The organism is Campylobacter sp. LH-2024, assembly GCF_048270605.1.
Taxonomy (GTDB): domain Bacteria; phylum Campylobacterota; class Campylobacteria; order Campylobacterales; family Campylobacteraceae; genus Campylobacter_D; species Campylobacter_D molothri.
The window spans coordinates 187112-207810 of sequence record NZ_CP168139.1 but is presented as its reverse complement, the minus strand read 5'-3'; the positions used below and the strand labels follow the sequence as shown (position 1 = coordinate 207810).

Here is a 20699-nt window from a genome sequence, read left to right as displayed (position 1 = left end):
GTATTAAAGAAAATCGACTTAAATTTTAAACTAACTAAATTTTTGATTTAAAAAATAATAGCATTACTTTTTTAAAATGACAGCAAGGAATTTAGATTTCCTTGCTTATTTTTTGTATTATTATTTTACAAACCTACCGCACTTAAAGTCTGATACTTATTCATATAAATTTGAGCTTCAATTTTTCTCATTGTATCAAGTGCAACTTGTACCACAATAAGCACAGAAGTGCCACCAAATTGAAAAGGTACTCCCATAAATTTTACTAAAACCCAAGGTAAAGTTGCTATGATTCCCAAATAAATAGAGCCAGATAAAGTTAAACGGGAAGCAATTTCATTTAAATAATTTGAAGTTCCTTCTCCTGGACGAATTCCTGGGATAAAACCGCCTTGTTTTTTAAGATTGTCTGCAATATCCTTAGCATTAAATGCTATAGAAGCATAAAAATAAGCAAAGAAAATCACAAAGATAAAGGTTAAAATGTGAAATATATATCCATTAGGATTTAAAAAATCATTGACAGCTTGTATATAAGGATTTGTGCTAGTTTGTAAAATGGTTGTTGGAAACATTAAAATCGCACTTGCAAAGATTGGAGGAATAACTCCGCTAAGATTGATCTTAATTGGAATATAATTCATGATGCGTTTATTTTGGTTTTGCATTACTACTTTACGAGAATAAGAAATAGGGATTCTACGTTCTCCAAGTTCAACATAAATAATAGCACCTATTGTAATTAAAATCAAAACAAAAATAGCAAAAGCGGTTAAGAAATTCATTTCTCCTGAATTAACCTGCCCTATAGTTCCTGAAATGGCTCTTGGAATTCCTGATACAATACCTGCAAAAATAATTAAAGAAATACCATTTCCTATGCCTCTTTGAGTAATTTGCTCACCAAGCCACATTAAAAGCATAGTTCCTGCAAGCATTGAAATAGCGCAAAGTGCAATAAACATATTTAAATTTTCCATCATAATGGCACTTGATCCACCCTTGCCGTGCAAGCTTTGCAAACCTATAGCTACACCTATACTTTGAGCTAAAGTTATTAATATGGTAGCATAGCGGATAATTTGCATATATTTTTGCATACTATCGCGTTCTTTTTTCATCTTTCCAATACTTGGAAAAGTTGCTGCGAAAAGTTCCATTATAATAGAAGCAGTGATGTAAGGCATAATCCCTAAAGAAATAATAGAAAAACGTTGAGCTGCCCCACCACTAAAAACATTAAATAAACCTAAAGCATTATTTTGATTATGATTAAAAAAATCTGCAATCACATCAGCATTGACGCCAGGAACTGGAATATAAGCCAGAACCCTATAAGCAAATAGAAAAGCTAAAGTGATTAAGATCTTATTCGTCAATGCTCTATTCATTATTTTGTTCCAGTGACGCTAATATTCTCGTCTTTAATTTTTGATACTAAGCTTTTAGCACTAGCACCGATAAGTTTAACTTTTTTTACAGATTTTGAAAGCTTATGAACACTCTTAATATTTTCAATTGTAATTTCAGCCAAATCTTTTATAGCTGTAATTTTTTCAACATTAATTATATAAGGCTTTTCAATTTTAGATGTAAAACCCACTTTTGGTAATCTTCTTTGAAGTGGTTGCTGACCTCCTTCAAAACCTCTTTTTTCATTATAACCTTTTCTAGCAGTTTGACCCTTACCTCCTCTGGTAGCAGTCTTACCCATACCAGAACCTTGACCGCGGCCAATTCTTTTAGTTTTATGCGTTGAACCCGCTGCTTTTGTTAAATTCATTACTTATCCTTTTAACATTGTTAAAGCTTTAATGGTAGCACGAACCACATTAGCTGAATTATTTGAGCCTAAAGATTTAGTTAAAATATCTTTAATACCAGCAAGCTCTACAATAGGACGTGTAGAACCACCAGCAATAACTCCTGTACCTTCGCTAGCTGGTTTAAGTAAAATTCTACTTGCATTGTATTTTACTTCTACATCATGAGCAATAGTCGAACCTTTAGTTTTTACTTCAACAATATTTTTAAATGCATCATCGACTGCTTTGCGAATAGCATCTGGAACTTCTTTAGCTTTTCCATAACCAACACCCACTAAACCTTTGCGATTACCAACAATCACTAAAGCAGTAAATCTAAATCTTCTACCACCTTTAACTACCTTAGTAACCCTACCAATATCAACAATGACTTCTTCAAATTCTTCTCTATTATATTTTTCCATCAATTACCCCTTATAGCCTAATACCATTTTCTCTTAAAGATTCTGCTAAAACTGCGATTACCCCATGATAAACATAACCATTTCTGTCAAACACAGCTTGCTCAATTTTTTTAGCCTTCAATAATTTCGCAAATTCAGCAGCAATTTTTTTAGCTCCTTCTTTATTTGCTTTAATACCTAATTTGCGTCCATCTGCTGCAGCCAAAGTTACAGCTTTAACATCATCGATTGCTTGGATATAAAGAGTTCTATTTGATTTAAATACAGAGATTCTTGGAAAATTTTCACAACCAGAAATTTTTGCTCTGATTCTCTTTTTTCTTTTAATTCTTAAAGTTAATTTTCTTTTTAATATATTTGCTCTCATTCTTTAGTCCTCTTATTTCTTAGATGTCTTACCGGCTTTGCGGATAATACGCTCATCTGAATACTTAACGCCTTTTCCTTTATATGGCTCAGGTGGTCTAAATTCACGAATTTGAGCAGCAACTTGTCCTACTACTTGCTTATCGCTTCCTTTGACAATTACATTATTTTTATCAACTACAATTTCAATGCCTTCAGGAATATTATAATTAATAGGATGTGAAAAACCTAAACTTAGTTCTAAAATTTTTCCTTTTAAAGCAGCTTTGTAACCTACTCCATTGATTTCAAGAGTTTTTGAAAAACCTTGAGTCAAACCTATTACAATATTATAAGCTAAAGCTCTATAAGTTCCCCAATAAGCTCTGCTTTGTCTATCTTCACCTTTTGGAGAAAAAAGAATATTATTATCTTTAATCTCAACATTAACATGAGCTTTTGTATCAAGCTCTTTTGCTAAATTTCCTTTTTTAAATTTAAGTAAATTTCCTTCTAATTTAACCTCTACTCCACTAGGAATAACTATTGGTTGTTTACCTATACGAGACATATTTTTCCTTTTTATTTGTCTAGGATATTTCTACTTTTTGTAAAGAATGGATACCCAATGCCATAAAAAGCAGATTTTTACCAAATGGTACATAAAATTTCGCCGCCAACTCCAGCTTTATAAGCTTCATCGTTAGCCAAAACACCTTTGCTTGTGCTTACTACAATAGTACCATAACCATTTTTAAAACGTTTAATTTCATCTTTTCCTTTATAAACACGACGACCAGGCTTTGAAACTCTTTTAAGTTCATTAATAACACTTTTGCCTTTTTCATCATATTTTAAGATCACATTGATAAATTTCTTTTTATCTTCTTCGATAACATTAAAACTTTCAATATAACCTTTAGCTTGAAAAATTCCAACTAAAGCTTCAACAACTTTAGAATGTAAAAGTTTAGTTGTTTCAAGTTTTCTCATTCCCGCATTGCGAATTCTTGTTAATGAGTCTGAAATTATATCATTTATCATTTTATTTCCTTACCAACTTGCTTTTTTAAGACCTGGAATTAAACCTTCATTGCCCATTTTTCTTAAACAAACTCTGCAAATTCCAAAATCCCTATAAACTGAATGCGGACGTCCACAAATTTGGCATCTAGTATAGCCCCTTACTTTAAATTTAGGCTTACGTGCTGCTTTTGCAATCATTGATTTTTTAGCCATCTTTTCTTCCTTTTGCAAATGGTACACCGATAAGTTCTAATAGTTTTTGAGCTTGCTTATCGTTTTGTGCTGTTGTAACTATAGAAATATTCATACCATGGGTTCTTAAAATTTTATCATACTCAACTTCTGGAAACATAAGTTGTTCATCAAGACCAAAATTATAATTTCCGCGTCCATCAAAGCCATCTCTACTCAAACCTCTAAAGTCTTTTACTCTTGGAAGAGCAATAGAGATTAATTTGTCAAGAAAAGCATACATATTGTCTTTTCTTAAAGTAACCATAACTCCAACTGGAAACCCTTCACGAACTTTAAAACCAGCCACAGATTTTTTTGCTTTAGTAATAACAGCTTTTTGCCCAGCAATTAAAGAAATTGTGTCGGCAATATTTTGCAATACTTTTTGATCCTTGGCAAGCTCTCCAGCTCCTACACTAATAACTACTTTTTCAATTGCTGGAATAAGCATAGGATTTTTAATATCAAATTCTTTAACCAATGCAGGCTTAATGCTTTGATTATATTTTTCTTTCAATCTCATCATTGCTTACTCCTGAATTTTTGCCACATTAGAAATATCCATTGGCATTTCTTTATTAATAAATCCACCATTTGGATTTTTATCACTAGGCTTAATCGCTTTTTTAGCAATTTTACATCCCTCAACTACCACTTTAAGAGTTTTTGGATATACAGCTAAAACTTTACCAGTCTTACCTTTATCATCTCCTGTGATAATTTTTACGTTATCACCTTTTTTTATTTTTAATTTAACCGCCATTATAATACCTCCGGTGCTAGTGAAACAATTTTCATAAAGCCACCATATCTAACTTCTCTACCTATTGGTCCAAAAATACGAGTTCCTATAGGTTCTCTTTTATTATCAAGAATTACTGCAGCATTTTCATCAAAACGAATTAAAGAACCATTATCTCTATGAATTTCTTTTTTAGTTCTAACAATAACCGCTTTTACAACTTGACCTTTTTTTACTTTACCATTTGGCAAAGCTTTTTTTACAGATGCAACAATAACATCACCAACAGTAGCATATCTTCTTTTGCTACCTCCTAAAACCTTAATACACATAAGTTCTTTTGCACCGCTGTTATCAGCTACTGCAAGTCTTGTAAAACTTTGAATCATTACTCAACTCCTGTTGCTAATACAGATTTTAAGCGAAATGATTTTCTTTTAGAAAGTGGTCTGCATTCTACAGCAACAACAGTATCACCAACTTTAACTTCATTTCTTTCATCATGAATTAGATATTTTTTAAAGCGTTTTACGATTTTTCTATATCTTGGATGAACAACTTTTCTTTCAACCAAAATACTTGCTGTTTTTTCTCCAGCAATTTTTACAACAACGCCTTGAATTTCTCTTTTAAATGCCATTTTTTATCCTTATTTTAAAGCGTTAATTGCTGTATTTATTCTAGCAATATCTTTTTTAACTTCACTAACTTCTTTAGGATTAGTTAGTTGCATTGTTTTTAGCTTTTGTTTTAAAGTGAATAAAAGCACCTTTTTTTCTTTTAGCATTGTTGCAAGCTCAGCTGCTGTTTTATCTTTAATCTCAGTATATTTCATTTTGGCTCTCTCTTGTAACAAACTTAGTTTTAAATGGTAATTTATGCATTGCTAAAGTTAATGCTTCTTTAGCCATTTCTTCACTTACTCCTGCCATTTCATATATAATACGACCTGGTTTGATATTCATTACCCATTCTTCAACAGCACCTTTACCCTTACCCATACGAGTTTCTAAAGGTTTTTTAGTTAAAGGTTTATCAGGAAAAACTCTGATCCAAGTCTTACCTTGTCTTTTAACAAAACGAGTTAAAGCGATACGAGCCGCTTCAATTTGACGTGAATTAATTCTTCCAGCTTCAGTTGCTTTTAAAGCAAATTCGCCAAAAGTAAATTCAGTTCCACGATTAGCATAACCTCTGTTACGCCCTTTCATCATTTTACGATATTTTGTTCTTTTTGGCATTAACATGATTACTTACTCCTTCTTGTGCGTCTTGGTTTTTTAGCTGGAGCATTTTCTTCGGTTTTTTCAGCCTGCAAACCTTTTTGCAATACTTCACCTTTAAAAATCCAAACTTTAACACCTATGTTACCATAAGTCGTTCTAGCTTCAGCAAAACCATAATCAATTTTTGCTCTTAAAGTATGAAGTGGTACACGCCCTTCAAGATACCATTCTGTTCTTGCCATTTCAGCACCACCCAAACGACCAGAAACTGAAACTTTAATTCCTTTAGCACCCGCTTTTTGTGCTCCCTGAATTACTTTTTTCATTGCTCTTCTAAAAGCAATTCTTTTTTCAAGCTGAGTTGCTACACTTTCAGCTGCAAGTTGCGCAGAAGCTCCCGCTCTTCTTTCTTCTTTAATATTGATATTGACATCTTTTCCAATAAGATCTTGTAATTCTTTTCTTAAATTATCAACATCGCTACCTTTTTTACCAATAATAATACCTGGTCTTGCTGCAACTACAGTTACACGAAGCTTTTTAGCAGTTCTTTCAATTAAAATTTGACTGATTCCTGCATAATAAAGTTTTCTTTTTAAGAAAGCTCTTATTTTATAGTCTTCGCCAATATTTTCTACTAAATTAGCTTTAGTTGGAAACCATCTTGACTCCCAATTTCTATTGATTCCTAGTCTTAGACCAATTGGATTTACTTTTTGTCCCATTAGCTTTCCTTTTTCGCTGTTACTTTTTTAGTGCTTGTTTTTTTAGTTGTTGCAGTCGCCTTTTTTTCAGAAGCTTTTTTAGCTGCTTTTTCTTCGATCTTTGTTTCTACTTTCGCCACCTCAACTAAAATATGCGAAGTAGGTTTTCTTATGCGACTTGCACTTCCTCTAGCACGTGGTCTAAATCTTTTTAAGACAGCACCTGCATCCACACGACAACTTTTTACAATCACTTCATTTGCTTCAAAGCCACCATTTGCTACTGCACTTGAAATTGCATTTGCAATATACTTTGCTCCTTTATTTGGCATAAATTTTAAACTAGCCATTGCAAGTTCTGCATTCATCCCCTGAACTTCTCTAGCAATAAGTCTTGCTTTAGTTGGAGATAATCTTATGAATTTAATTAAAGCTTTACTCATAAATACCCCTCTCCTTATTTACCTATCTTTTTCTGAACAGAACCTTTATGGCCTTTAAATGTTCTAGTTGGAGCAAATTCTCCAAGCTTATAACCAATATGATTTTCAGTTATATAAACTGGAATAAAACTTTTTCCATTGTGGACGTTAAAAGTTAAACCTATCATATCAGGAATAATAGTGCTTCTACGAGACCAAGTTTTTATAGGTTTATTATCGTTAGCCTTTTTAGCAGCGATGACTTTTTTCATTACATGATCATCAACAAAAGGACCTTTTTTTAGTGATCTAGCCATCTTACTTTCCTTTTCTTCTTGAAATTATTAATTTGTCACTAGCTTTTTTACGGCGAGTTTTTGCACCCTTGGTTGGCTTACCCCATGGAGTTACTGGATGACGTCCAGAATTTTTCTTACCTTCTCCCCCTCCGTGTGGGTGATCAACTGGGTTCATCGCAGAACCACGAGTTTGAGGACGAATACCTCTGTGGCGATTTCTACCCGCTTTACCTATGGTAATATTAGACCATTCTTCATTGCCTACTTCACCAATACTAGCCATACATTCAGCTAAAACTTGTCTCATTTCACCGCTTGCAAGTCTTAAGATAACGTATTTTTCTTCTTTACCCATAAGCTGAGCATAAGCACCTGCTGAACGGATCATTTGACCACCTTTTCCTGGCTTTAACTCAATATTATGAACAATAGTACCCACAGGAATATTTTTAAGCTTCATTGCATTACCTGGTTTAATATCAAGTCCGCCTTCTGCTGCAGCAACAATATCACCTACGCTTAACCCACGTGGCTGAATAATATATCTTTTTTCGCCATCTCTGTAAGAAATAAGAGCGATTCTACAATTTCTATATGGATCATATTCGATTGCTTCTACTTTGCCTTCGATACCAAATTTACGACGTTTAAAGTCTATAATTCTGTAAAGTTTCTTAGCACCAGCTTCCTTATGACGGCTTGTAATCCTTCCATAACTATTGCGTCCTGCATGAGATGGAAGTTTAACAAGTAATGAACGAACACTTGGTTTTGCTGTAATATCCTCTGAACTTAAACCAGTAATATATCTTCTACTTGGAGTATATGGTTTATAAGTTTTAATTGCCATTTTAAGCCTCCACATTTTCTAAGCTAACACCTTCAGGTAGCTTAACATAGAATTTTTTATAATCGTTTCTTTGCCCCAAACGACCTCTAAAACGCTTAACTTTTCCACTCATTCTTAAAGAATTAATACTTTGTGGAGTTACGCCAAAATACTCTTTTAAAACAGCTTTTAAACCCGTTTTAGTCATCTTTGGAGAAGTTTGAATAACTACGACACCTTGCTCTTGCAAATTCAAACTTTTTTCTGTATAAAGTATTGTTTTAATATCAGTAATATCTGCCATAATTATCCTTCTTTTGTAATAGATTCTAATGCCGATTTTTCTACGATAACAGCATTAAACACAGATACCAAATAAGCATTAACTTCGGTTACATCTACAACATAGCAATTTGCTAAATTTCTATAAGCTAAAAGTGTTTTTTCATCAAGTAAATCTTTAACAATTAAAGCATCTTTTACGCCAAGTTTTTTAATAACAGCATTTGCATCTTTAGTTTTGCCGCTCTCTATAGTTAAAGAATCTGTAGCAAATAAAGCACCTTTAGCCGCCTTATCTGCCAAAGCTCTTTCAAGCGCTAATCTTTTTTGTTTTTTATTTACTTTTTGAAAGTAATTTCTTTCATTTGTTGGACCAAAAGCAACAGCACCGCCTACCCAAACATTTGTTCTAGTTGAACCTGCACGAGCACCACCGCGACCTTTTTGTCTCCAAGGTTTTTTACCTCCACCACTTACATCGCTTCTGCCTTTAGTATGAGCTGTGTTTGCTCTAAGACTAGCAAGGTAAGATTTTATATATAAGTAAAGGTTATGTGGATTTACTTCTGCGTATTTTGAAGGTAAATCAAGTTCACCTGCTTTTTCTAGTTTATCATTTAAAACGGTTACTTTACTCATTTTGCAATCCTTATTTTACCCATAGCTCCATTATATCCTGGAACTGCACCTTTAACAACTAAAATCTTATTTTCACTATCATAAGACACAACTTCATTTTTAACAGTTATTTTTGTATTTCCATAATGCCCTGCCATTTTCATACCTGGTTGAACACGACCTGGCCATTCTCTGTTACCGATAGAACCATGGCGTCTATGAAATCTTGAACCGTGGCTTGCCGGACCTCCAGCAAAATTATGTCGTTTCATAACACCGCTATAACCTCTACCTTTAGAATTGAAACTTACTTTTAAAATTTTAGCTTCACTCAATGGGGTTTCATCTAAATCGCCTGCTTCAGTATTTGCCACTTCTAAAGTTGCAAAACGATTAAATTCAGCAGAAAGATTGTATTTTTTTTGTTGTCCCGCGATACATTTATTATTTGTTTTACCTTTTGAATATGCTACTATCGCTTTTCCATTTTCAACTTCGCATACTTTTGTATTAACAACCTTTAGCAAAGTTACAGCGATACTTGGACTATTGATAGTTCTACTCATTCCAATTTTTTCTACAATATATTCCATATTCTATCCTTTATTTACCCATAGCTCTAACTTCAACGCTTACTTCTGGCGCCAAATCAAGCTTAGTTAAAGAATCAACTGTATCTGGAGTCGCTGCTACTATATCTAGCATACGAGCGTGAATTCTAATTTCAAACTGCTCACGAGAATCTTTATTAATATGTGGAGATTTTAAAACTGTATAGCGTTTGATTTTTGTAGGCATTGGTATTGGACCTCTAATATCCGCACCTGTTCTTTTAACAGCTTCTACGATTGCTGCAACTGTTCTGTCTAGTACTCGATGGTCATAAGCTTTTAGCTTAAGCCTGATTCTTTCCATAATTTTTCCTTTAAAAAGAACTCGTTAGCTTTAAACTAACCAAAAATAAAAATGAGAGTATAGTAAATTTGGCTTTCAAAAGTCAAGAAAATTTAATAAAAAATTATATTTTTATCCTTTTAAAAAGGAAAATAATATAATTATATCTGTAATAAAAATTTTGCAAATACTAAAAAAATAAATTTTAATTAAAATAAGTAAAATACAAATTTTCGCTATTTTTAATTGAAATTTTATTTTAGTGGTATTATATGCCTAAAATTTAATATTAAAACTTAGATTAATAATTGTATTTTTAGATATATAAAAACTTTTTAACAAAATATCAAAATTTACATATCTGGTAAAAATTTTACGATTTAATTTTAATTCAAAGAATTTAACAATTCTAATTAAATTCTTTGAAAATTTTTTCCATATTTAAAAATTTATATTTTAGCTTTCTTGATATTTTTTTATATCTAAATTTTTCATTTCCTTATCTGTTATCAGACTTACAACCATAGCGCCTGAAACATTACTACAAGTTCTTGCCATATCAAGTATAGGATCTATAGCTAAAATGACTGCCAATAAAGCAAAATGACTTTGCATTCCAAGTCCTGAAAGCATCACAGAAATAATCATTATTGTAATACCAGGAATTCCAGCTATCCCAAAAGAAGCAATAATACATAAAGCAACAGTTGTCAATATTTCACTCATTCCTATGGGTATATTTAGGGCATGAAACATAAAAACAGCTATCATACCTGCATAATATCCGGAGCAACCATTCATTCCCATAGTTGTACCAAGACTTGCAACAAAAGAAGCATTAGTATGGGTAACGCCTAAATTCTGAGTTAAAGTAGAAATAGTAACTGGCAAAGTTCCTGCTGAACTTCTTGAACTAAAAGCCATTAACAAAGCTGGAAAGGCTTTTTTATAATATATAAAAGGATTTAATCCATGAAATAATAATAATAATGCATGCAAAATAAAAACGGCCATAAAAGCGACATACAGCAAAGCTATAAAATAAATTGAATCAATAAGTACTTTATAGCCATTTAAAATCAACGCATTAGCAATCATCGTAATAATAAAATAAGGCATGATTTTAATCACATAAAGGCTAATTTTCATAATAACTTGATGTAAAAAACTAGTCAGTAAAGAAAAAATTCTAAATCCGCGATTTTCTTTTAAATTTCTGATTCCAAAAGATAAAATAAAGGCGAAGATAATTACTCCCAAAATATTATTTGAATTCATAGCGCTAATAATATTATTTGGAATTAAATTTAAAATAATCTCATCTAGGCTTTTAAGTTCATGAAGATTTTTTGAATTTGATTGAAGGGCTATATTATTTCCAAGATTTGCAATTATTGCAATAGTAATTCCGATACAAGCTGAAATACCTGTTGAAAACAAAAACCAAAAAAAAGCCCGAGAAAACAAAGCTTTCACTTGAATTTTTTCATCCAAATGTATAAGAACATGGATTAAAGAAATAAACACTAAAGGGATAATTAAAAGTCTTAAAATACTTATGTACAAAGTATTTAAAAAATTCATCCAAATATGAATTTCATAAAACCAACGCAAAGAATTCAAAGAATTAAATTTTGATATTTCCTCATTAGGAAAATCTGCCAAATAAAGCAAAAAATATCCCAAAGCAAAACCTAAAATTAAAGAAATTACCATAATCAAATAAAATTTTAGCTTTTTTTTAAAAAATTTAAGCAAAGCAAAAAGACAAGTGATAAAACAAAGTAGCAATAAACTTTTAATTTGGGATAAATGAAAAAAATTAATTAAAAAATTTTCCATAAAAAACCTCTAAAAATGTTATTTTGCAACCTGCAAACTTAAAAGGGCTAAATTATAGCATTAAAATTTTAAAAATCAATTTTATTATTTTATATAAATACAATAAAAAAATACTTGCTTAATTTTAAATATTTAATTTAAAATTTGTTTATTTTTATTTAAATTATATTATAATTATTAAATATTTAAAAAAGGAGGTAAGATATGAAAAATATCATTTCATTGATAGTATTTTTACTATTGAGTGTCAGTTGCTTAGAAGCTAAGCCAAAAATTGTAATTTTAGCCACAGGTGGAACCATAGCTGGTTCAATTGATAGTGAACTTGAAACAACAGGATATAAAGCTGGAGTTATAGGAGTAGAAACTTTAATCAAGGCTGTTCCTCAAATTAAAGATATAGCTCAAGTAAGTGGAGAACAAATTGCTAATATCGATAGTTCTAATATGAATGATGAGATTTGGTTAAAATTAGCCAAAAAAATCAATGAATTACTTAAAAAAGATGTTGATGGTATTGTAATTACTCACGGAACTGATACTATGGAAGAGACTGCTTATTTTTTAAATTTAACCGTAAAAAGCAATAAGCCTGTTGTTTTAGTAGGCGCTATGCGTCCAGCAACTGCTATGAGCGCAGATGGTCCTAAAAATCTTTACAATGCTGTAGCTTTAGCAGCCAACGAAAATGCAAAAAATAAAGGTGTAATGATTGCAATGGATGATAAAATACTAGGTGCAAGAGGAGTAGTTAAAACCCATACTCTTAATGTTGATGCTTTTACTTCACCTGATTTTGGAAATTTAGGTTATATTGTTGATGGAAAAGTCTTTTTCTACAATACAATTTCAAAGGATCACACTACAAAAACTCCTTTTGATGTTAGTAAATTAAAAACTTTGCCAAAAGTTGATATACTTTATACTTATTCTAATGATGGAAGTGGCGTTGCAGCTAAAGCTTTATTTGAAAATGGTACACAAGGTTTAGTTATAGCAGGAAGTGGAGCTGGAAGCATTCATGAGAATCAAAAAGAAGTCTTAAAGGATTTGATAAAAAAAGGATTGAAAGTAGTTGTAAGCACTAGAGTCGTTGCAGGATCTGTAGCAATAAATAAAGATGATCAAAATTTAGGCTTTATTAGTGCTCAAAATTTAAACCCGCAAAAAGCAAGAGTTCTTTTGATGTTGGCTCTTACAAAAACTCACAATAATACTCAAATTCAAAAATATTTTGAAAAATACTAAAATATTAAAAAGTCCAAAAAAGGACTTTTTAATATTTGATTTCATTGGATTGTAAAAAATCTCTTAATTTATCGTATTCTCCATTTTCCAAATAGCGATATTTTCCAGCTTTTAAAATACCCAAATCTAAAGCCCCAAAAGCCACACGTTTAAGATCCATAACTTCTAAATCAAAATGCCCAAAAAATCTCCTAAGTTCTCTATTTTTACCCTCATTAATAACTACTCTTAACTTAGTATAACCACCGCTAGAGCCAAAAATTTCGAAATCCAAAAAAGGAGAAAAAGTCATAGAGGTAATTTTGGTTTTTACATGAGCGCCTTTTTTTTCATTTTTTATCTCTAAGCCATTTTGCATAGCTTCTATGACTTGTTTATTTACTATGCCTTTGACTTTAAGATAATATTCACGCTCTAAATCACTATGCATTAAAGCATCAGCTATAACAGGAGAATCTGTTAGTAAAAGCAAACCTTCGCTTGCAAAATCAAGTCTTCCTACACTAAGCCAAGTATTAAATTGTCTTGGCAAAGTATCATAAATCGTCTTTCTTCCGCGATCATCTTTTTTACTGACTATTTCGCCTTTTTGTTTATGATAAATGATGACGCTAAATTGCGTTCTTTTTTGTAGCCTTTTTCCTTTTAAAAAAACCTTATCATCAAATTTAACATCATCACTTAAATGAGCTATTTTATTATTGATTTTCACTAAGCCCTGTTTAATAAGCTCATCAGCTTCGCGACGAGAATAACGACTATTATGCGATATAAATTTATTGATTCTCATTGATCACATTACAAAAATAGTTGGAACTATAGTTGGGTATTTTTTGATTTTTCTAAAAATATGCTTTCTTAATACCTGTCTGATTTGATTTTCTAAAAATCTTGGATCATTTAAAATTTCGTCTTTTACATTGGCAAAAAACTGACTCAAAATATCCGCCATTTCTTTAGAAAAAGCATGATCATGCTTATCAGCTACAAGTCCATAGCTAAAAACTCTAGGTTTGTTAATAAGAGTTTTTGTCGCTTTATCAAGCTGAGCAATAATCACTACAATACCATTATCCGCTAAATTTTGACGATCGATTACAACATCATCAGCAATTTGCTTATTGATTTGATTATCTACAAAAACTTTACCGGTTTTAACCGTTTTAACGCGCTTGATATATTTTTGACAAATTTCAACTTGATCTCCATCGCTCATAAGATAAATATTTCTTTCTGGAACTCCACATTTCATAGCTGTTTCTTTGTGCTTTAAAATATGATTATACTCTCCATGTACTGGTAAGAAAAATTTAGGTTTTACAAGTGTTAGCATTAATTTTTGCTCTTCTATGCTTGCATGACCGCTCACATGAATTTCGCTAAATTCTTGATATGCAACTTTAGCTCCAGCCTTTAAAAGATAATCAAGAACTGCAGATACATTAGCTTCATTACCTGGAATTGCCTTAGCAGAAATAATAATCTGATCTGTAGGTTTTATTTTGATAAATTTATGCTCATCCGTTGCCATTCTATATAGTGCACTCATAGTCTCACCTTGGCTTCCAGTGGTTACAATCAAAACTTCATTATCTTTAAATTTATTCACTTCATCTGCATCGATAAAAATTTTACGATCTAATTTAATATAGCCAAGCTCCATAGCCGTATAAAGATTTCTTTCCATAGAGCGACCTATAACACAAACTTTTCTACCATATTTTAGCCCATAACTTATTGCTTGAAAAACACGGTGTATATTTGAACTAAAGGTACTCATAATCACTCTACCTTTAGTCTTAGAAAAAATTTGATCAAAGGTTGGTCCTACTGAACTTTCACTTTTAGTATAACCTTCTTTATAAGAATTAGTACTATCGCTTAAAAGACATAAAACGCCCTCTTCTCCATAATAGGCCAAACGATTTAAATCACTAGGATAACCATCTATTGGAGTTTGGTCTATTTTAAAATCTCCTGTATGGATAATTGTTCCCGCATTGGTTTTGATTGCCAAAGCTGAAGCATCAATAATAGAATGAGTAATATGAATCCATTCTACACTAAATTCGCCTATTTCATAGACCTTTCTTTTCTCAACTGGTCTAAACCATTTTCTTTCAGCCTTAAGATTATGTTCTTCAAATTTATTTGAAATCATTCCAAGAGCTAAAGGCGTAGCATAAATAGGAAATTGGAATTCTTTGAAAAAATATGGCACAGCTCCTATATGATCTTCATGTGCATGAGTGATAATAATACCTTTTATTTTATCCTTAATTTTTCTAATATAGCTAAAATCAGGTATGATTATATCTACCCCGTGCATTGTTCCATCTGGAAAACTCATACCAATATCTACAATAATTGCTTCATTATTGGTTTCAAAAACGGTAATATTTCCACCAATTTCGCCAAGCCCCCCAAGAGGAATAACGCGAATTTTGTGTTCGCTAGAATTATTATATTTTAATGGATGTAAACGATTTTCATGTGAAACACGATTTGCCTCTATACATTCTGCAAGAGCTATTTGCCAATCTTCATTTCCGCTAAGCTTAGAAGGTAGGTTGCGATTTTTCTTTTTTCTTTTTTCTTTAAATTCTTCATTGGCATTAATCTTTTCATTTGAATTTTTAAATTTTGCCTGCTCTTGCGCTTCATTAGAATTTTCAGAATCTGTTGTTTTTTTCTTGCGATTTTTAAATTTATTATAAAATCTATTTTTTTTTGTTTTTACAGAATTTTCAGTATTTTCATTGTTATTTTCGTTCATAGTCTTCCTTTACTCTTTCGTAAATTTTAAGGTATGAATCAACGCAGATTTCATGTGGTCTTGAATTTAATTTAATTTCCAACTCTTTAAAAATCTTTTCCAATTCTATCTTATGGTTTTTTAAATTTCCCATAAGTTGCTTTCTTGGAGATTTGAAACATTCTTTTAAAAATCTCTTAAAAGTGTCGATATGGCAAAAATCTTTGTATTCCCTAAATTTAGTCATTTTTATCACCGCTGACATCACTTTAGGCGGTGGAGAAAAATATTCAGGACTAACATCAAAAAGTATTTCACAATCACAAATGACAGTGCTTAAAACTCCCAAAGCAGAAAAATCTTTTTCGCCTTGTTTGGCACAAAATTTCAATGCCATTTCCTTTTGTACCATTACTATTAAGCCGAAGCAATTTTCATCCTCTAAAACTTTCAAAATCAAATGACTTGCTATATAGTAAGGCAAATTGGCAACTAAAAAATACTTTTTTTCATCTAGGCATGCAACTTCACTTGCATCCTTATGAATTAAATTAAGCCTTCCGCACTCTAACTCTTTTTGAAATTTGTTTTGTAAAATAGGTATAAGATCTGAATCAATCTCATATGATTTTACATTAGAAATTTTCAAAAGCTCTTGCGTTAAATCACCTAAGCCAGGCCCAATTTCTACTATATTTTTTACACTATTGGGTATGGCTTGGATGATTTTATCTAATATGCTTTTATTATTTAAAAAATTTTGTCCGTAATGTTTTTTCGCTTTTACCATAATTCAATATTTTTATTTTAGCCAAAAATTCTTAATTTTAAGTCTTATTTAGTTAAAATTATACTAAAAATATATTTAGGAGAACTTTATGACTGTTTGTGCTGGCGGTAATGAAAATTTTTCCTTTGCTAAAAGTATTGGAATTGGTCTCATAGAATCGAGCATTAACTTAACAGAACTTTGTTTAAAAGAAAAACCTAAAAGCCTACTTTTTATAGGAAGTTGTGGAATTTACGACAAAGGAGAAATTCTTGGAATTTATGAAAGTTCTCATGTTTTTAATATAGAATATTCTCAAATCAGCGAAAATTTTTATACACCAACGCTTAATGAAATTCATTTTAATTCTGATGTTAAAAATGTTTCACAAGAAACATCTTATAAAATAAATTCTTCAAATTATATTTGTCAAAACACTTCTGCAGCTAAAAAATTAGCTCGATTTGGATTGGATTTTGAAAACATGGAAGTTTTTTCTGTCTTTAGCGTCGCAAAAAAATTTAATATTCAAGCAAAATGTATTTTGTGTGCGACAAATTTTTGCAATGAAAATGCTCATGAAGATTTTCTAAAAAATCATAAAAAAGCTAAAGAAAAATTAGAAAATTACTTACAAGAACACAAATATATTTAATCAAGGAAGAATATTGCAAAAGAGTATTAATATTTTAGATTTCCTTCCTGAAGAATTAGAAAATAAAATTCAACCAATGTTTCGCGTGAAACAAATTTATCAATGGATTTATCAAAAATACGCTGATAGTTTTTTAGAAATGAGCTCTTTACCTAAAAATTTAAGAGAAGAATTAAATAAAGAATATTATTTTGATGCAGTAAAATGTGTTTTTAAAGAAAAAAGTAAAGACGAAAGTATTAAATATCTTTTTGAATTAAAAGATGGATTACGCATAGAAAGCGTTTTGCTACCGATGAAAAAAGAGAAATTTAATGAAGAGGGAAAAAGAATAGCTCATGCAAAATTTACAATCTGTGTTTCATCTCAAGTAGGATGTAAAAGCGGATGTAGTTTTTGTTTAACCGCAAAAGGAGGGCTTAAAAGAAATCTTAGCGCTGGAGAAATTGTTGCACAAATTCTTTACATTAAAAAGGATAATCAAATTCCTTATGAAAGAAGAATCAATATAGTTTATATGGGGATGGGAGAACCTCTTGATAATCTTAAAAATGTAGCTAAAGCAGTTAAAATACTCTCCTGTAATGATGGTTTAGCTATCAGCCCTCGCAGACAAACTATCAGCACAAGCGGATTAGCTAAACAAATAAAAGAACTAGGCAAGATGAATTTAGGAGTACTTCTTGCTATATCTCTACATGCAGTAAATGATGAACTTCGCACAGAATTAATGCCGATCAATAAAGCTTACAATATCGCTGCTATCATGGAAGCGGTTAAAGAATTTCCTATAGATCAAAGAAAAAGAGTAATGTTTGAATATTTATTGATAGATAATATAAATGATAAAATAGAACACGCCAAAGAGCTTGTTAAGCTTTTAAATGGTATTAAAGCTAAAGTAAATTTAATACTTTTTAATCCTCATGAAGGAAGTTTATACCAACGTCCTAAATTAGAAAATGCTATCAAATTTCAAGATTTACTTAGTCAAAAAGGTATAACTTGCACCATAAGAGAAAGTAAAGGTCTTGATATCTCGGCTGCTTGCGGACAATTAAAAGAAAGGATAAAAACATCGTGACAAGTTTAGATATTTTTGAAATTATTTTTGTATCAATAGTAGTGATTGTTGGTTTTTCTGGAATGGCTTGGGTAATTTTTAAAGATAAAACAAATAAAAATTAATTCCAAAGCTATTTAACTTTATTAGTTGATACTCCTTAATCTGCAACAAAAAATAAAATCAATCATTTATTTTTAACTATTTTTAACCAAAGCTGATTTGATCTTGGAAATTCTATTTTTTGAAGTTGCTTTAGGATTTTTTTGAGTTCTTTAAAGTCCAAATCTAAAAATTCATTATGAAAGAAACCTTCCTCATAAATATTGAATTTTTCATCTGATATTTTTTGAATTTTTATAGATCTATCTTTTTTAGAGGTTTGGAAAATCAAAATATCTAAAGGACTTATTTGTTTCAAATTTTTAAAACAAATTTGAATAAAATCTTTATTTTGTATCATTACACTACTTTTGATATTTCTTTTACAAAATCAGCCTTGATTAAAGTCTTAGAAATATAAAAAATCTTGATTTTATCTCCATCAAAAATATACGCCAAACGGTAAGCTTGTTTGGGTAATTTTAACTTATACTCATAAATCGTTTTATCTTGATATTTACATCCTTTAACTTTTTTTATTTTATGTGGAGCTTGATTGATAAAGGTTTTTGTATTTTCACAAATAGTCTTATAAACTGATTCTTTATCTATTTTTAGATATAAAAAGAATCTTTCTAAATACGAATTATTCTCCAAAATAATATTTTTTTCCATAACTTATTTTTAGCATAAATTACTTAAAAATTAGCAAAATTATAAAAAATCTTTAATAAGTTAATATTTATAAAATAATAATTTAAAATTTATTAAATAAAGCGAGATAAAATTGAGAAATGGTGTCAAGGGGGAGACTTGAACTCCCGACCTCCGGCTTATGAGACCAGCGCTCTAACCAGCTGAGCTACCCTGACAAAAAGTTTTTGAGTCAAAATTATAGCTTTTTTTTCTAAAATTTTTCTTTATTCTAAAAAATTTTAGTTATAATAACGATTTTAGACAGGTGTCCGAGCGGTTGAAGGAGCACGCCTGGAACGCGTGTAAAGTGCAAGCTTTCGAGGGTTCGAATCCCTTCCTGTCTGCCATCGATTACAAATATTTTAAGAAAAAATATGTTTAAATCTAGATTATTTATGAATTTAAAAGGAATTTCAAGTGCTTTTGTTCCAAGATTTATATTTCAAAAAAATTTAGATAAAATTTTTAATGAAATTTTAAAATACAAAGATTTTGAATTAGAACATATAGCTACTAGAGTCAATTACTACAATAAAATAAAAAGTCATTTTAGTATTGAAAATAACAAAGTAAACAAAATAGGAAAATTGCCTTTTAAAAATACATCTTATGCATATGATGCTTATGAAATTAGTAAATATTTCAAAGATAGCTTTTTATGGAATAAAAAATTTTCAGATGTCAATTATATCTTTTCAAATCCCACAATTTGCAAATCAAGACCTATAAAAGAAAGTTCTAATAATATTTTACTCAATCTTGATAAAAATAGACATTTTGTATTTATTAAAGATCCTTTAAAATTTAAAGAAAAAAAAGATATAGCCATCTATAGAGGTGCAGTATATCAAGAACATAGAAAAAAATTTTTTGAAAGCTATTTTAATGCAAATTTTTGCGATATAGGAGATACTGGAAAACATGATAGCCTTTATAAGAAAAATTTTTTAAGTAAAAAAGAACAAAGCAAATATAAATTTATTATCTCTTTAGAAGGAAACGATGTTGCAACAAATCTAAAATGGGCAATGAGTTCAAATTCTTTAGTATTATCTACAAAAATGACTTGTGAAACTTGGTTTATGGAAGGAAAATTAAAAGCCAATGAACATTTTGTTTTAATTAATAATGAAAATTTACTAGATACAATAAATTATTTTATACAACACCCAAAACAAGCGATTGAAATTATCAATAATGCTCATAATTTTATCAATCAATTTTTAAATAGAAAAAAAGAATTTCATATTAGCATATTAGTTTTAGCCAAATATTTTTATTATTCAGACCAATTAAAAATCAATCAAAAAGAAATTTTGCAAATATTCCAATAAAATTACAAAAAATTTAATTTTTACTTAAAATTTTCAGGCAAAAAAAAGTAATATTTTATTAGAATTCAATTTCCTTAAAAATAAGGGGCATTAGCTCAGCTGGGAGAGCACAACGCTGGCAGCGTTGGGGTCAGCGGTTCGAACCCGCTATGCTCCACCATGGTTCCGTAGCTCAGTTGGTAGAGCACTACCTTGACATGGTAGTGGTCGTTGGTTCAAGTCCAATCGGAGCCACCATTTTTTAAACTTTTAATAATCCTTAATTTGATCATTCTAATACAAAATGGATTAAAATAAATTCTCATTAAAACGATATAGTAAATTAGTTATGATATAATTATTAGTTTTAAAAATATAAAAACTAAGATTTGATATTTTAAAGAA

Annotated in this window: 31 protein-coding genes and 4 tRNA genes; 7 read left to right on the top strand and 28 right to left on the bottom strand. The window is 30.4% G+C overall.

Annotation, left to right across the window (positions count from 1 at the left end; translation table 11 throughout):
- Positions 1–125: 125 nt before the first annotated feature.
- From secY to ACD570_RS01055, 22 genes are all read right to left on the bottom strand, one after another.
- The gene (secY, locus tag ACD570_RS01160) at positions 126–1391 is read right to left on the bottom strand and encodes a preprotein translocase subunit SecY (RefSeq protein WP_200282431.1); all 1266 of its coding nucleotides are present in this window, start codon (positions 1389–1391) and stop codon (positions 126–128) included.
- Complete coding sequence (gene rplO, locus ACD570_RS01155; RefSeq protein WP_200282428.1) at positions 1391–1783, bottom strand: 50S ribosomal protein L15; 393 nt, start codon at positions 1781–1783, stop codon at positions 1391–1393. The genes secY and rplO overlap by 1 nt, the downstream gene beginning before the upstream one ends.
- Before the next feature lie 3 nt (positions 1784–1786).
- A complete protein-coding gene (gene rpsE / locus ACD570_RS01150; RefSeq protein ID WP_002779428.1) occupies positions 1787–2230 on the bottom strand; it encodes a 30S ribosomal protein S5 in 444 nt (147 codons plus the stop codon).
- A 10-nt stretch (positions 2231–2240) separates the two neighbouring features.
- Positions 2241–2597 carry a 50S ribosomal protein L18 gene (gene rplR, locus ACD570_RS01145; protein ID WP_200282425.1) on the bottom strand — a complete coding sequence of 119 codons (357 nt, stop codon included), beginning with the start codon at positions 2595–2597 and terminating at the stop codon, positions 2241–2243.
- A gap of 12 nt (positions 2598–2609) precedes the next feature.
- A complete protein-coding gene (rplF, locus tag ACD570_RS01140) occupies positions 2610–3146 on the bottom strand; it encodes a 50S ribosomal protein L6 (RefSeq protein WP_200282422.1) in 537 nt (178 codons plus the stop codon).
- Positions 3147–3223: 77 nt separating this feature from the next.
- On the bottom strand, positions 3224–3619 hold the full coding sequence (gene rpsH, locus ACD570_RS01135; protein WP_137623844.1) for a 30S ribosomal protein S8: 396 nt from the start codon (positions 3617–3619) through the stop codon (positions 3224–3226).
- A gap of 9 nt (positions 3620–3628) precedes the next feature.
- The gene (locus ACD570_RS01130) at positions 3629–3814 is read right to left on the bottom strand and encodes a type Z 30S ribosomal protein S14 (protein WP_002779433.1); all 186 of its coding nucleotides are present in this window, start codon (positions 3812–3814) and stop codon (positions 3629–3631) included.
- Positions 3807–4361, bottom strand: a complete 555-nt coding sequence (rplE, locus tag ACD570_RS01125; RefSeq protein WP_137623845.1) for a 50S ribosomal protein L5 — start codon at positions 4359–4361, stop codon at positions 3807–3809. The genes ACD570_RS01130 and rplE overlap by 8 nt, the downstream gene beginning before the upstream one ends.
- A 3-nt stretch (positions 4362–4364) precedes the next feature.
- On the bottom strand, positions 4365–4598 hold the full coding sequence (gene rplX / locus ACD570_RS01120) for a 50S ribosomal protein L24 (protein WP_137623846.1): 234 nt from the start codon (positions 4596–4598) through the stop codon (positions 4365–4367).
- Positions 4598–4966 (bottom strand): 50S ribosomal protein L14, encoded by a 369-nt coding sequence (gene rplN, locus ACD570_RS01115; protein ID WP_137623847.1) that lies wholly within the window; start codon positions 4964–4966, stop codon positions 4598–4600. The genes rplX and rplN overlap by 1 nt, the downstream gene beginning before the upstream one ends.
- Positions 4966–5217, bottom strand: coding sequence for a 30S ribosomal protein S17 (gene rpsQ / locus ACD570_RS01110; RefSeq protein ID WP_002779439.1), 252 nt, complete (start codon positions 5215–5217; stop codon positions 4966–4968). The genes rplN and rpsQ overlap by 1 nt, the downstream gene beginning before the upstream one ends.
- Positions 5218–5226: 9 nt before the next feature.
- The gene (gene rpmC / locus ACD570_RS01105) at positions 5227–5412 is read right to left on the bottom strand and encodes a 50S ribosomal protein L29 (protein WP_137623848.1); all 186 of its coding nucleotides are present in this window, start codon (positions 5410–5412) and stop codon (positions 5227–5229) included.
- The gene (gene rplP / locus ACD570_RS01100; RefSeq protein WP_137623849.1) at positions 5399–5824 is read right to left on the bottom strand and encodes a 50S ribosomal protein L16; all 426 of its coding nucleotides are present in this window, start codon (positions 5822–5824) and stop codon (positions 5399–5401) included. The genes rpmC and rplP overlap by 14 nt, the downstream gene beginning before the upstream one ends.
- A 2-nt stretch (positions 5825–5826) precedes the next feature.
- A complete protein-coding gene (gene rpsC, locus ACD570_RS01095) occupies positions 5827–6528 on the bottom strand; it encodes a 30S ribosomal protein S3 (protein WP_137623850.1) in 702 nt (233 codons plus the stop codon).
- Positions 6528–6950, bottom strand: coding sequence for a 50S ribosomal protein L22 (gene rplV, locus ACD570_RS01090; protein ID WP_200282419.1), 423 nt, complete (start codon positions 6948–6950; stop codon positions 6528–6530). The genes rpsC and rplV overlap by 1 nt, the downstream gene beginning before the upstream one ends.
- A gap of 14 nt (positions 6951–6964) precedes the next feature.
- Positions 6965–7246 carry a 30S ribosomal protein S19 gene (gene rpsS, locus ACD570_RS01085; RefSeq protein ID WP_002779444.1) on the bottom strand — a complete coding sequence of 94 codons (282 nt, stop codon included), beginning with the start codon at positions 7244–7246 and terminating at the stop codon, positions 6965–6967.
- A gap of 1 nt (position 7247) precedes the next feature.
- Entirely contained in the window at positions 7248–8078 is an 831-nt protein-coding gene (gene rplB, locus ACD570_RS01080; protein ID WP_137623852.1) for a 50S ribosomal protein L2, read from the bottom strand.
- 1 nt (position 8079) lies between these two features.
- Positions 8080–8361, bottom strand: coding sequence for a 50S ribosomal protein L23 (locus ACD570_RS01075; RefSeq protein ID WP_200282403.1), 282 nt, complete (start codon positions 8359–8361; stop codon positions 8080–8082).
- A 2-nt stretch (positions 8362–8363) separates the two neighbouring features.
- Positions 8364–8978 (bottom strand): 50S ribosomal protein L4, encoded by a 615-nt coding sequence (rplD, locus tag ACD570_RS01070; protein ID WP_337205121.1) that lies wholly within the window; start codon positions 8976–8978, stop codon positions 8364–8366.
- On the bottom strand, positions 8975–9550 hold the full coding sequence (gene rplC, locus ACD570_RS01065; protein WP_200282398.1) for a 50S ribosomal protein L3: 576 nt from the start codon (positions 9548–9550) through the stop codon (positions 8975–8977). The genes rplD and rplC overlap by 4 nt, the downstream gene beginning before the upstream one ends.
- Positions 9551–9560: 10 nt before the next feature.
- Positions 9561–9872 carry a 30S ribosomal protein S10 gene (gene rpsJ / locus ACD570_RS01060; RefSeq protein WP_002779353.1) on the bottom strand — a complete coding sequence of 104 codons (312 nt, stop codon included), beginning with the start codon at positions 9870–9872 and terminating at the stop codon, positions 9561–9563.
- Positions 9873–10307: 435 nt separating this feature from the next.
- Positions 10308–11693 carry a dicarboxylate/amino acid:cation symporter gene (locus ACD570_RS01055; protein WP_337205122.1) on the bottom strand — a complete coding sequence of 462 codons (1386 nt, stop codon included), beginning with the start codon at positions 11691–11693 and terminating at the stop codon, positions 10308–10310.
- A 204-nt stretch (positions 11694–11897) separates the two neighbouring features.
- Here ACD570_RS01055 and ACD570_RS01050 point away from each other — a divergent pair, with 204 nt between their 5' ends.
- Entirely contained in the window at positions 11898–12941 is a 1044-nt protein-coding gene (locus tag ACD570_RS01050; RefSeq protein ID WP_337205123.1) for a type II asparaginase, read from the top strand.
- A gap of 28 nt (positions 12942–12969) precedes the next feature.
- On the opposite strand, the gene ACD570_RS01045 is transcribed toward ACD570_RS01050, so the two are convergent.
- The 3 genes from ACD570_RS01045 to rsmA are packed head-to-tail and all read right to left on the bottom strand — an operon-like array spanning position 12970 to position 16486.
- Positions 12970–13731 (bottom strand): pseudouridine synthase, encoded by a 762-nt coding sequence (locus ACD570_RS01045; protein WP_337205124.1) that lies wholly within the window; start codon positions 13729–13731, stop codon positions 12970–12972.
- Between the two features lie 3 nt (positions 13732–13734).
- On the bottom strand, positions 13735–15717 hold the full coding sequence (locus tag ACD570_RS01040) for a ribonuclease J (protein WP_337203014.1): 1983 nt from the start codon (positions 15715–15717) through the stop codon (positions 13735–13737).
- Complete coding sequence (rsmA, locus tag ACD570_RS01035; protein WP_337205125.1) at positions 15704–16486, bottom strand: 16S rRNA (adenine(1518)-N(6)/adenine(1519)-N(6))-dimethyltransferase RsmA; 783 nt, start codon at positions 16484–16486, stop codon at positions 15704–15706. The genes ACD570_RS01040 and rsmA overlap by 14 nt, the downstream gene beginning before the upstream one ends.
- Before the next feature lie 88 nt (positions 16487–16574).
- Between rsmA and ACD570_RS01030 the strand changes: the two genes are divergently transcribed.
- Both ACD570_RS01030 and rlmN read left to right on the top strand, forming a co-directional pair.
- On the top strand, positions 16575–17120 hold the full coding sequence (locus tag ACD570_RS01030; protein WP_200282385.1) for a purine-nucleoside phosphorylase: 546 nt from the start codon (positions 16575–16577) through the stop codon (positions 17118–17120).
- Positions 17121–17196: 76 nt separating this feature from the next.
- Positions 17197–18204, top strand: coding sequence for a 23S rRNA (adenine(2503)-C(2))-methyltransferase RlmN (gene rlmN, locus ACD570_RS01025; RefSeq protein WP_417903770.1), 1008 nt, complete (start codon positions 17197–17199; stop codon positions 18202–18204).
- Between the two features lie 166 nt (positions 18205–18370).
- Here the strand turns inward: rlmN and ACD570_RS01020 are convergent, their stop codons facing one another.
- From ACD570_RS01020 to ACD570_RS01010, 3 genes are all read right to left on the bottom strand, one after another.
- Positions 18371–18646, bottom strand: coding sequence for a hypothetical protein (locus ACD570_RS01020; RefSeq protein ID WP_239820288.1), 276 nt, complete (start codon positions 18644–18646; stop codon positions 18371–18373).
- Positions 18646–18942, bottom strand: coding sequence for a hypothetical protein (locus ACD570_RS01015; protein WP_337198894.1), 297 nt, complete (start codon positions 18940–18942; stop codon positions 18646–18648). The genes ACD570_RS01020 and ACD570_RS01015 overlap by 1 nt, the downstream gene beginning before the upstream one ends.
- Positions 18943–19080: 138 nt before the next feature.
- Positions 19081–19157 (bottom strand) — tRNA-Met (locus ACD570_RS01010).
- 83 nt (positions 19158–19240) lie between these two features.
- On the opposite strand from ACD570_RS01010, the gene ACD570_RS01005 reads away from it, so the two are divergent.
- The 4 genes from ACD570_RS01005 (at position 19241) to ACD570_RS00990 (ending at position 20552) form a co-directional block, all read left to right on the top strand.
- Positions 19241–19328, top strand: a tRNA-Ser gene (locus ACD570_RS01005).
- A 27-nt stretch (positions 19329–19355) separates the two neighbouring features.
- Positions 19356–20315: a glycosyl transferase family 90 gene (locus ACD570_RS01000; protein ID WP_337205126.1), complete on the top strand. Its 960-nt coding sequence runs from the start codon at positions 19356–19358 to the stop codon at positions 20313–20315.
- 84 nt (positions 20316–20399) lie between these two features.
- Positions 20400–20475, top strand: a tRNA-Ala gene (locus ACD570_RS00995).
- 1 nt (position 20476) lies between these two features.
- Positions 20477–20552, top strand: a tRNA-Val gene (locus ACD570_RS00990).
- Positions 20553–20699: the final 147 nt, after the last annotated feature.

Bases quoted from the DNA above. Each gene is read 5' to 3' on its own strand.
- rplB (WP_137623852.1), bottom strand. From the start codon at position 8,078: ATGGCAATTAAAACTTATAAACCATATACTCCAAGTAGAAGATATATT.
- rplN (WP_137623847.1), bottom strand. From the start codon at position 4,966: ATGATTCAAAGTTTTACAAGACTTGCAGTAGCTGATAACAGCGGTGCA.
- rpsS (WP_002779444.1), bottom strand. From the start codon at position 7,246: ATGGCTAGATCACTAAAAAAAGGTCCTTTTGTTGATGATCATGTAATG.
- rplD (WP_337205121.1), bottom strand. From the start codon at position 8,978: ATGAGTAAAGTAACCGTTTTAAATGATAAACTAGAAAAAGCAGGTGAA.
- rpsH (WP_137623844.1), bottom strand. From the start codon at position 3,619: ATGATAAATGATATAATTTCAGACTCATTAACAAGAATTCGCAATGCG.
- rlmN (WP_417903770.1), top strand. From the start codon at position 17,197: ATGTTTCGCGTGAAACAAATTTATCAATGGATTTATCAAAAATACGCT.
- rsmA (WP_337205125.1), bottom strand. From the start codon at position 16,486: ATGGTAAAAGCGAAAAAACATTACGGACAAAATTTTTTAAATAATAAA.
- rplV (WP_200282419.1), bottom strand. From the start codon at position 6,950: ATGAGTAAAGCTTTAATTAAATTCATAAGATTATCTCCAACTAAAGCA.
- ACD570_RS01040 (WP_337203014.1), bottom strand. From the start codon at position 15,717: ATGAACGAAAATAACAATGAAAATACTGAAAATTCTGTAAAAACAAAA.
- ACD570_RS01055 (WP_337205122.1), bottom strand. From the start codon at position 11,693: ATGGAAAATTTTTTAATTAATTTTTTTCATTTATCCCAAATTAAAAGT.
- rplF (WP_200282422.1), bottom strand. From the start codon at position 3,146: ATGTCTCGTATAGGTAAACAACCAATAGTTATTCCTAGTGGAGTAGAG.
- rpsJ (WP_002779353.1), bottom strand. From the start codon at position 9,872: ATGGAAAGAATCAGGCTTAAGCTAAAAGCTTATGACCATCGAGTACTA.
- rplE (WP_137623845.1), bottom strand. From the start codon at position 4,361: ATGATGAGATTGAAAGAAAAATATAATCAAAGCATTAAGCCTGCATTG.
- ACD570_RS01075 (WP_200282403.1), bottom strand. From the start codon at position 8,361: ATGGCAGATATTACTGATATTAAAACAATACTTTATACAGAAAAAAGT.
- ACD570_RS01030 (WP_200282385.1), top strand. From the start codon at position 16,575: ATGACTGTTTGTGCTGGCGGTAATGAAAATTTTTCCTTTGCTAAAAGT.
- secY (WP_200282431.1), bottom strand. From the start codon at position 1,391: ATGAATAGAGCATTGACGAATAAGATCTTAATCACTTTAGCTTTTCTA.
- rplP (WP_137623849.1), bottom strand. From the start codon at position 5,824: ATGTTAATGCCAAAAAGAACAAAATATCGTAAAATGATGAAAGGGCGT.
- rplR (WP_200282425.1), bottom strand. From the start codon at position 2,597: ATGAGAGCAAATATATTAAAAAGAAAATTAACTTTAAGAATTAAAAGA.
- rplO (WP_200282428.1), bottom strand. From the start codon at position 1,783: ATGAATTTAACAAAAGCAGCGGGTTCAACGCATAAAACTAAAAGAATT.
- ACD570_RS01130 (WP_002779433.1), bottom strand. From the start codon at position 3,814: ATGGCTAAAAAATCAATGATTGCAAAAGCAGCACGTAAGCCTAAATTT.
- ACD570_RS01020 (WP_239820288.1), bottom strand. From the start codon at position 18,646: ATGATACAAAATAAAGATTTTATTCAAATTTGTTTTAAAAATTTGAAA.
- rpmC (WP_137623848.1), bottom strand. From the start codon at position 5,412: ATGAAATATACTGAGATTAAAGATAAAACAGCAGCTGAGCTTGCAACA.
- rpsQ (WP_002779439.1), bottom strand. From the start codon at position 5,217: ATGGCATTTAAAAGAGAAATTCAAGGCGTTGTTGTAAAAATTGCTGGA.
- ACD570_RS01045 (WP_337205124.1), bottom strand. From the start codon at position 13,731: ATGAGAATCAATAAATTTATATCGCATAATAGTCGTTATTCTCGTCGC.
- ACD570_RS01000 (WP_337205126.1), top strand. From the start codon at position 19,356: ATGTTTAAATCTAGATTATTTATGAATTTAAAAGGAATTTCAAGTGCT.
- rpsC (WP_137623850.1), bottom strand. From the start codon at position 6,528: ATGGGACAAAAAGTAAATCCAATTGGTCTAAGACTAGGAATCAATAGA.
- rplC (WP_200282398.1), bottom strand. From the start codon at position 9,550: ATGGAATATATTGTAGAAAAAATTGGAATGAGTAGAACTATCAATAGT.
- rplX (WP_137623846.1), bottom strand. From the start codon at position 4,598: ATGGCGGTTAAATTAAAAATAAAAAAAGGTGATAACGTAAAAATTATC.
- rpsE (WP_002779428.1), bottom strand. From the start codon at position 2,230: ATGGAAAAATATAATAGAGAAGAATTTGAAGAAGTCATTGTTGATATT.
- ACD570_RS01050 (WP_337205123.1), top strand. From the start codon at position 11,898: ATGAAAAATATCATTTCATTGATAGTATTTTTACTATTGAGTGTCAGT.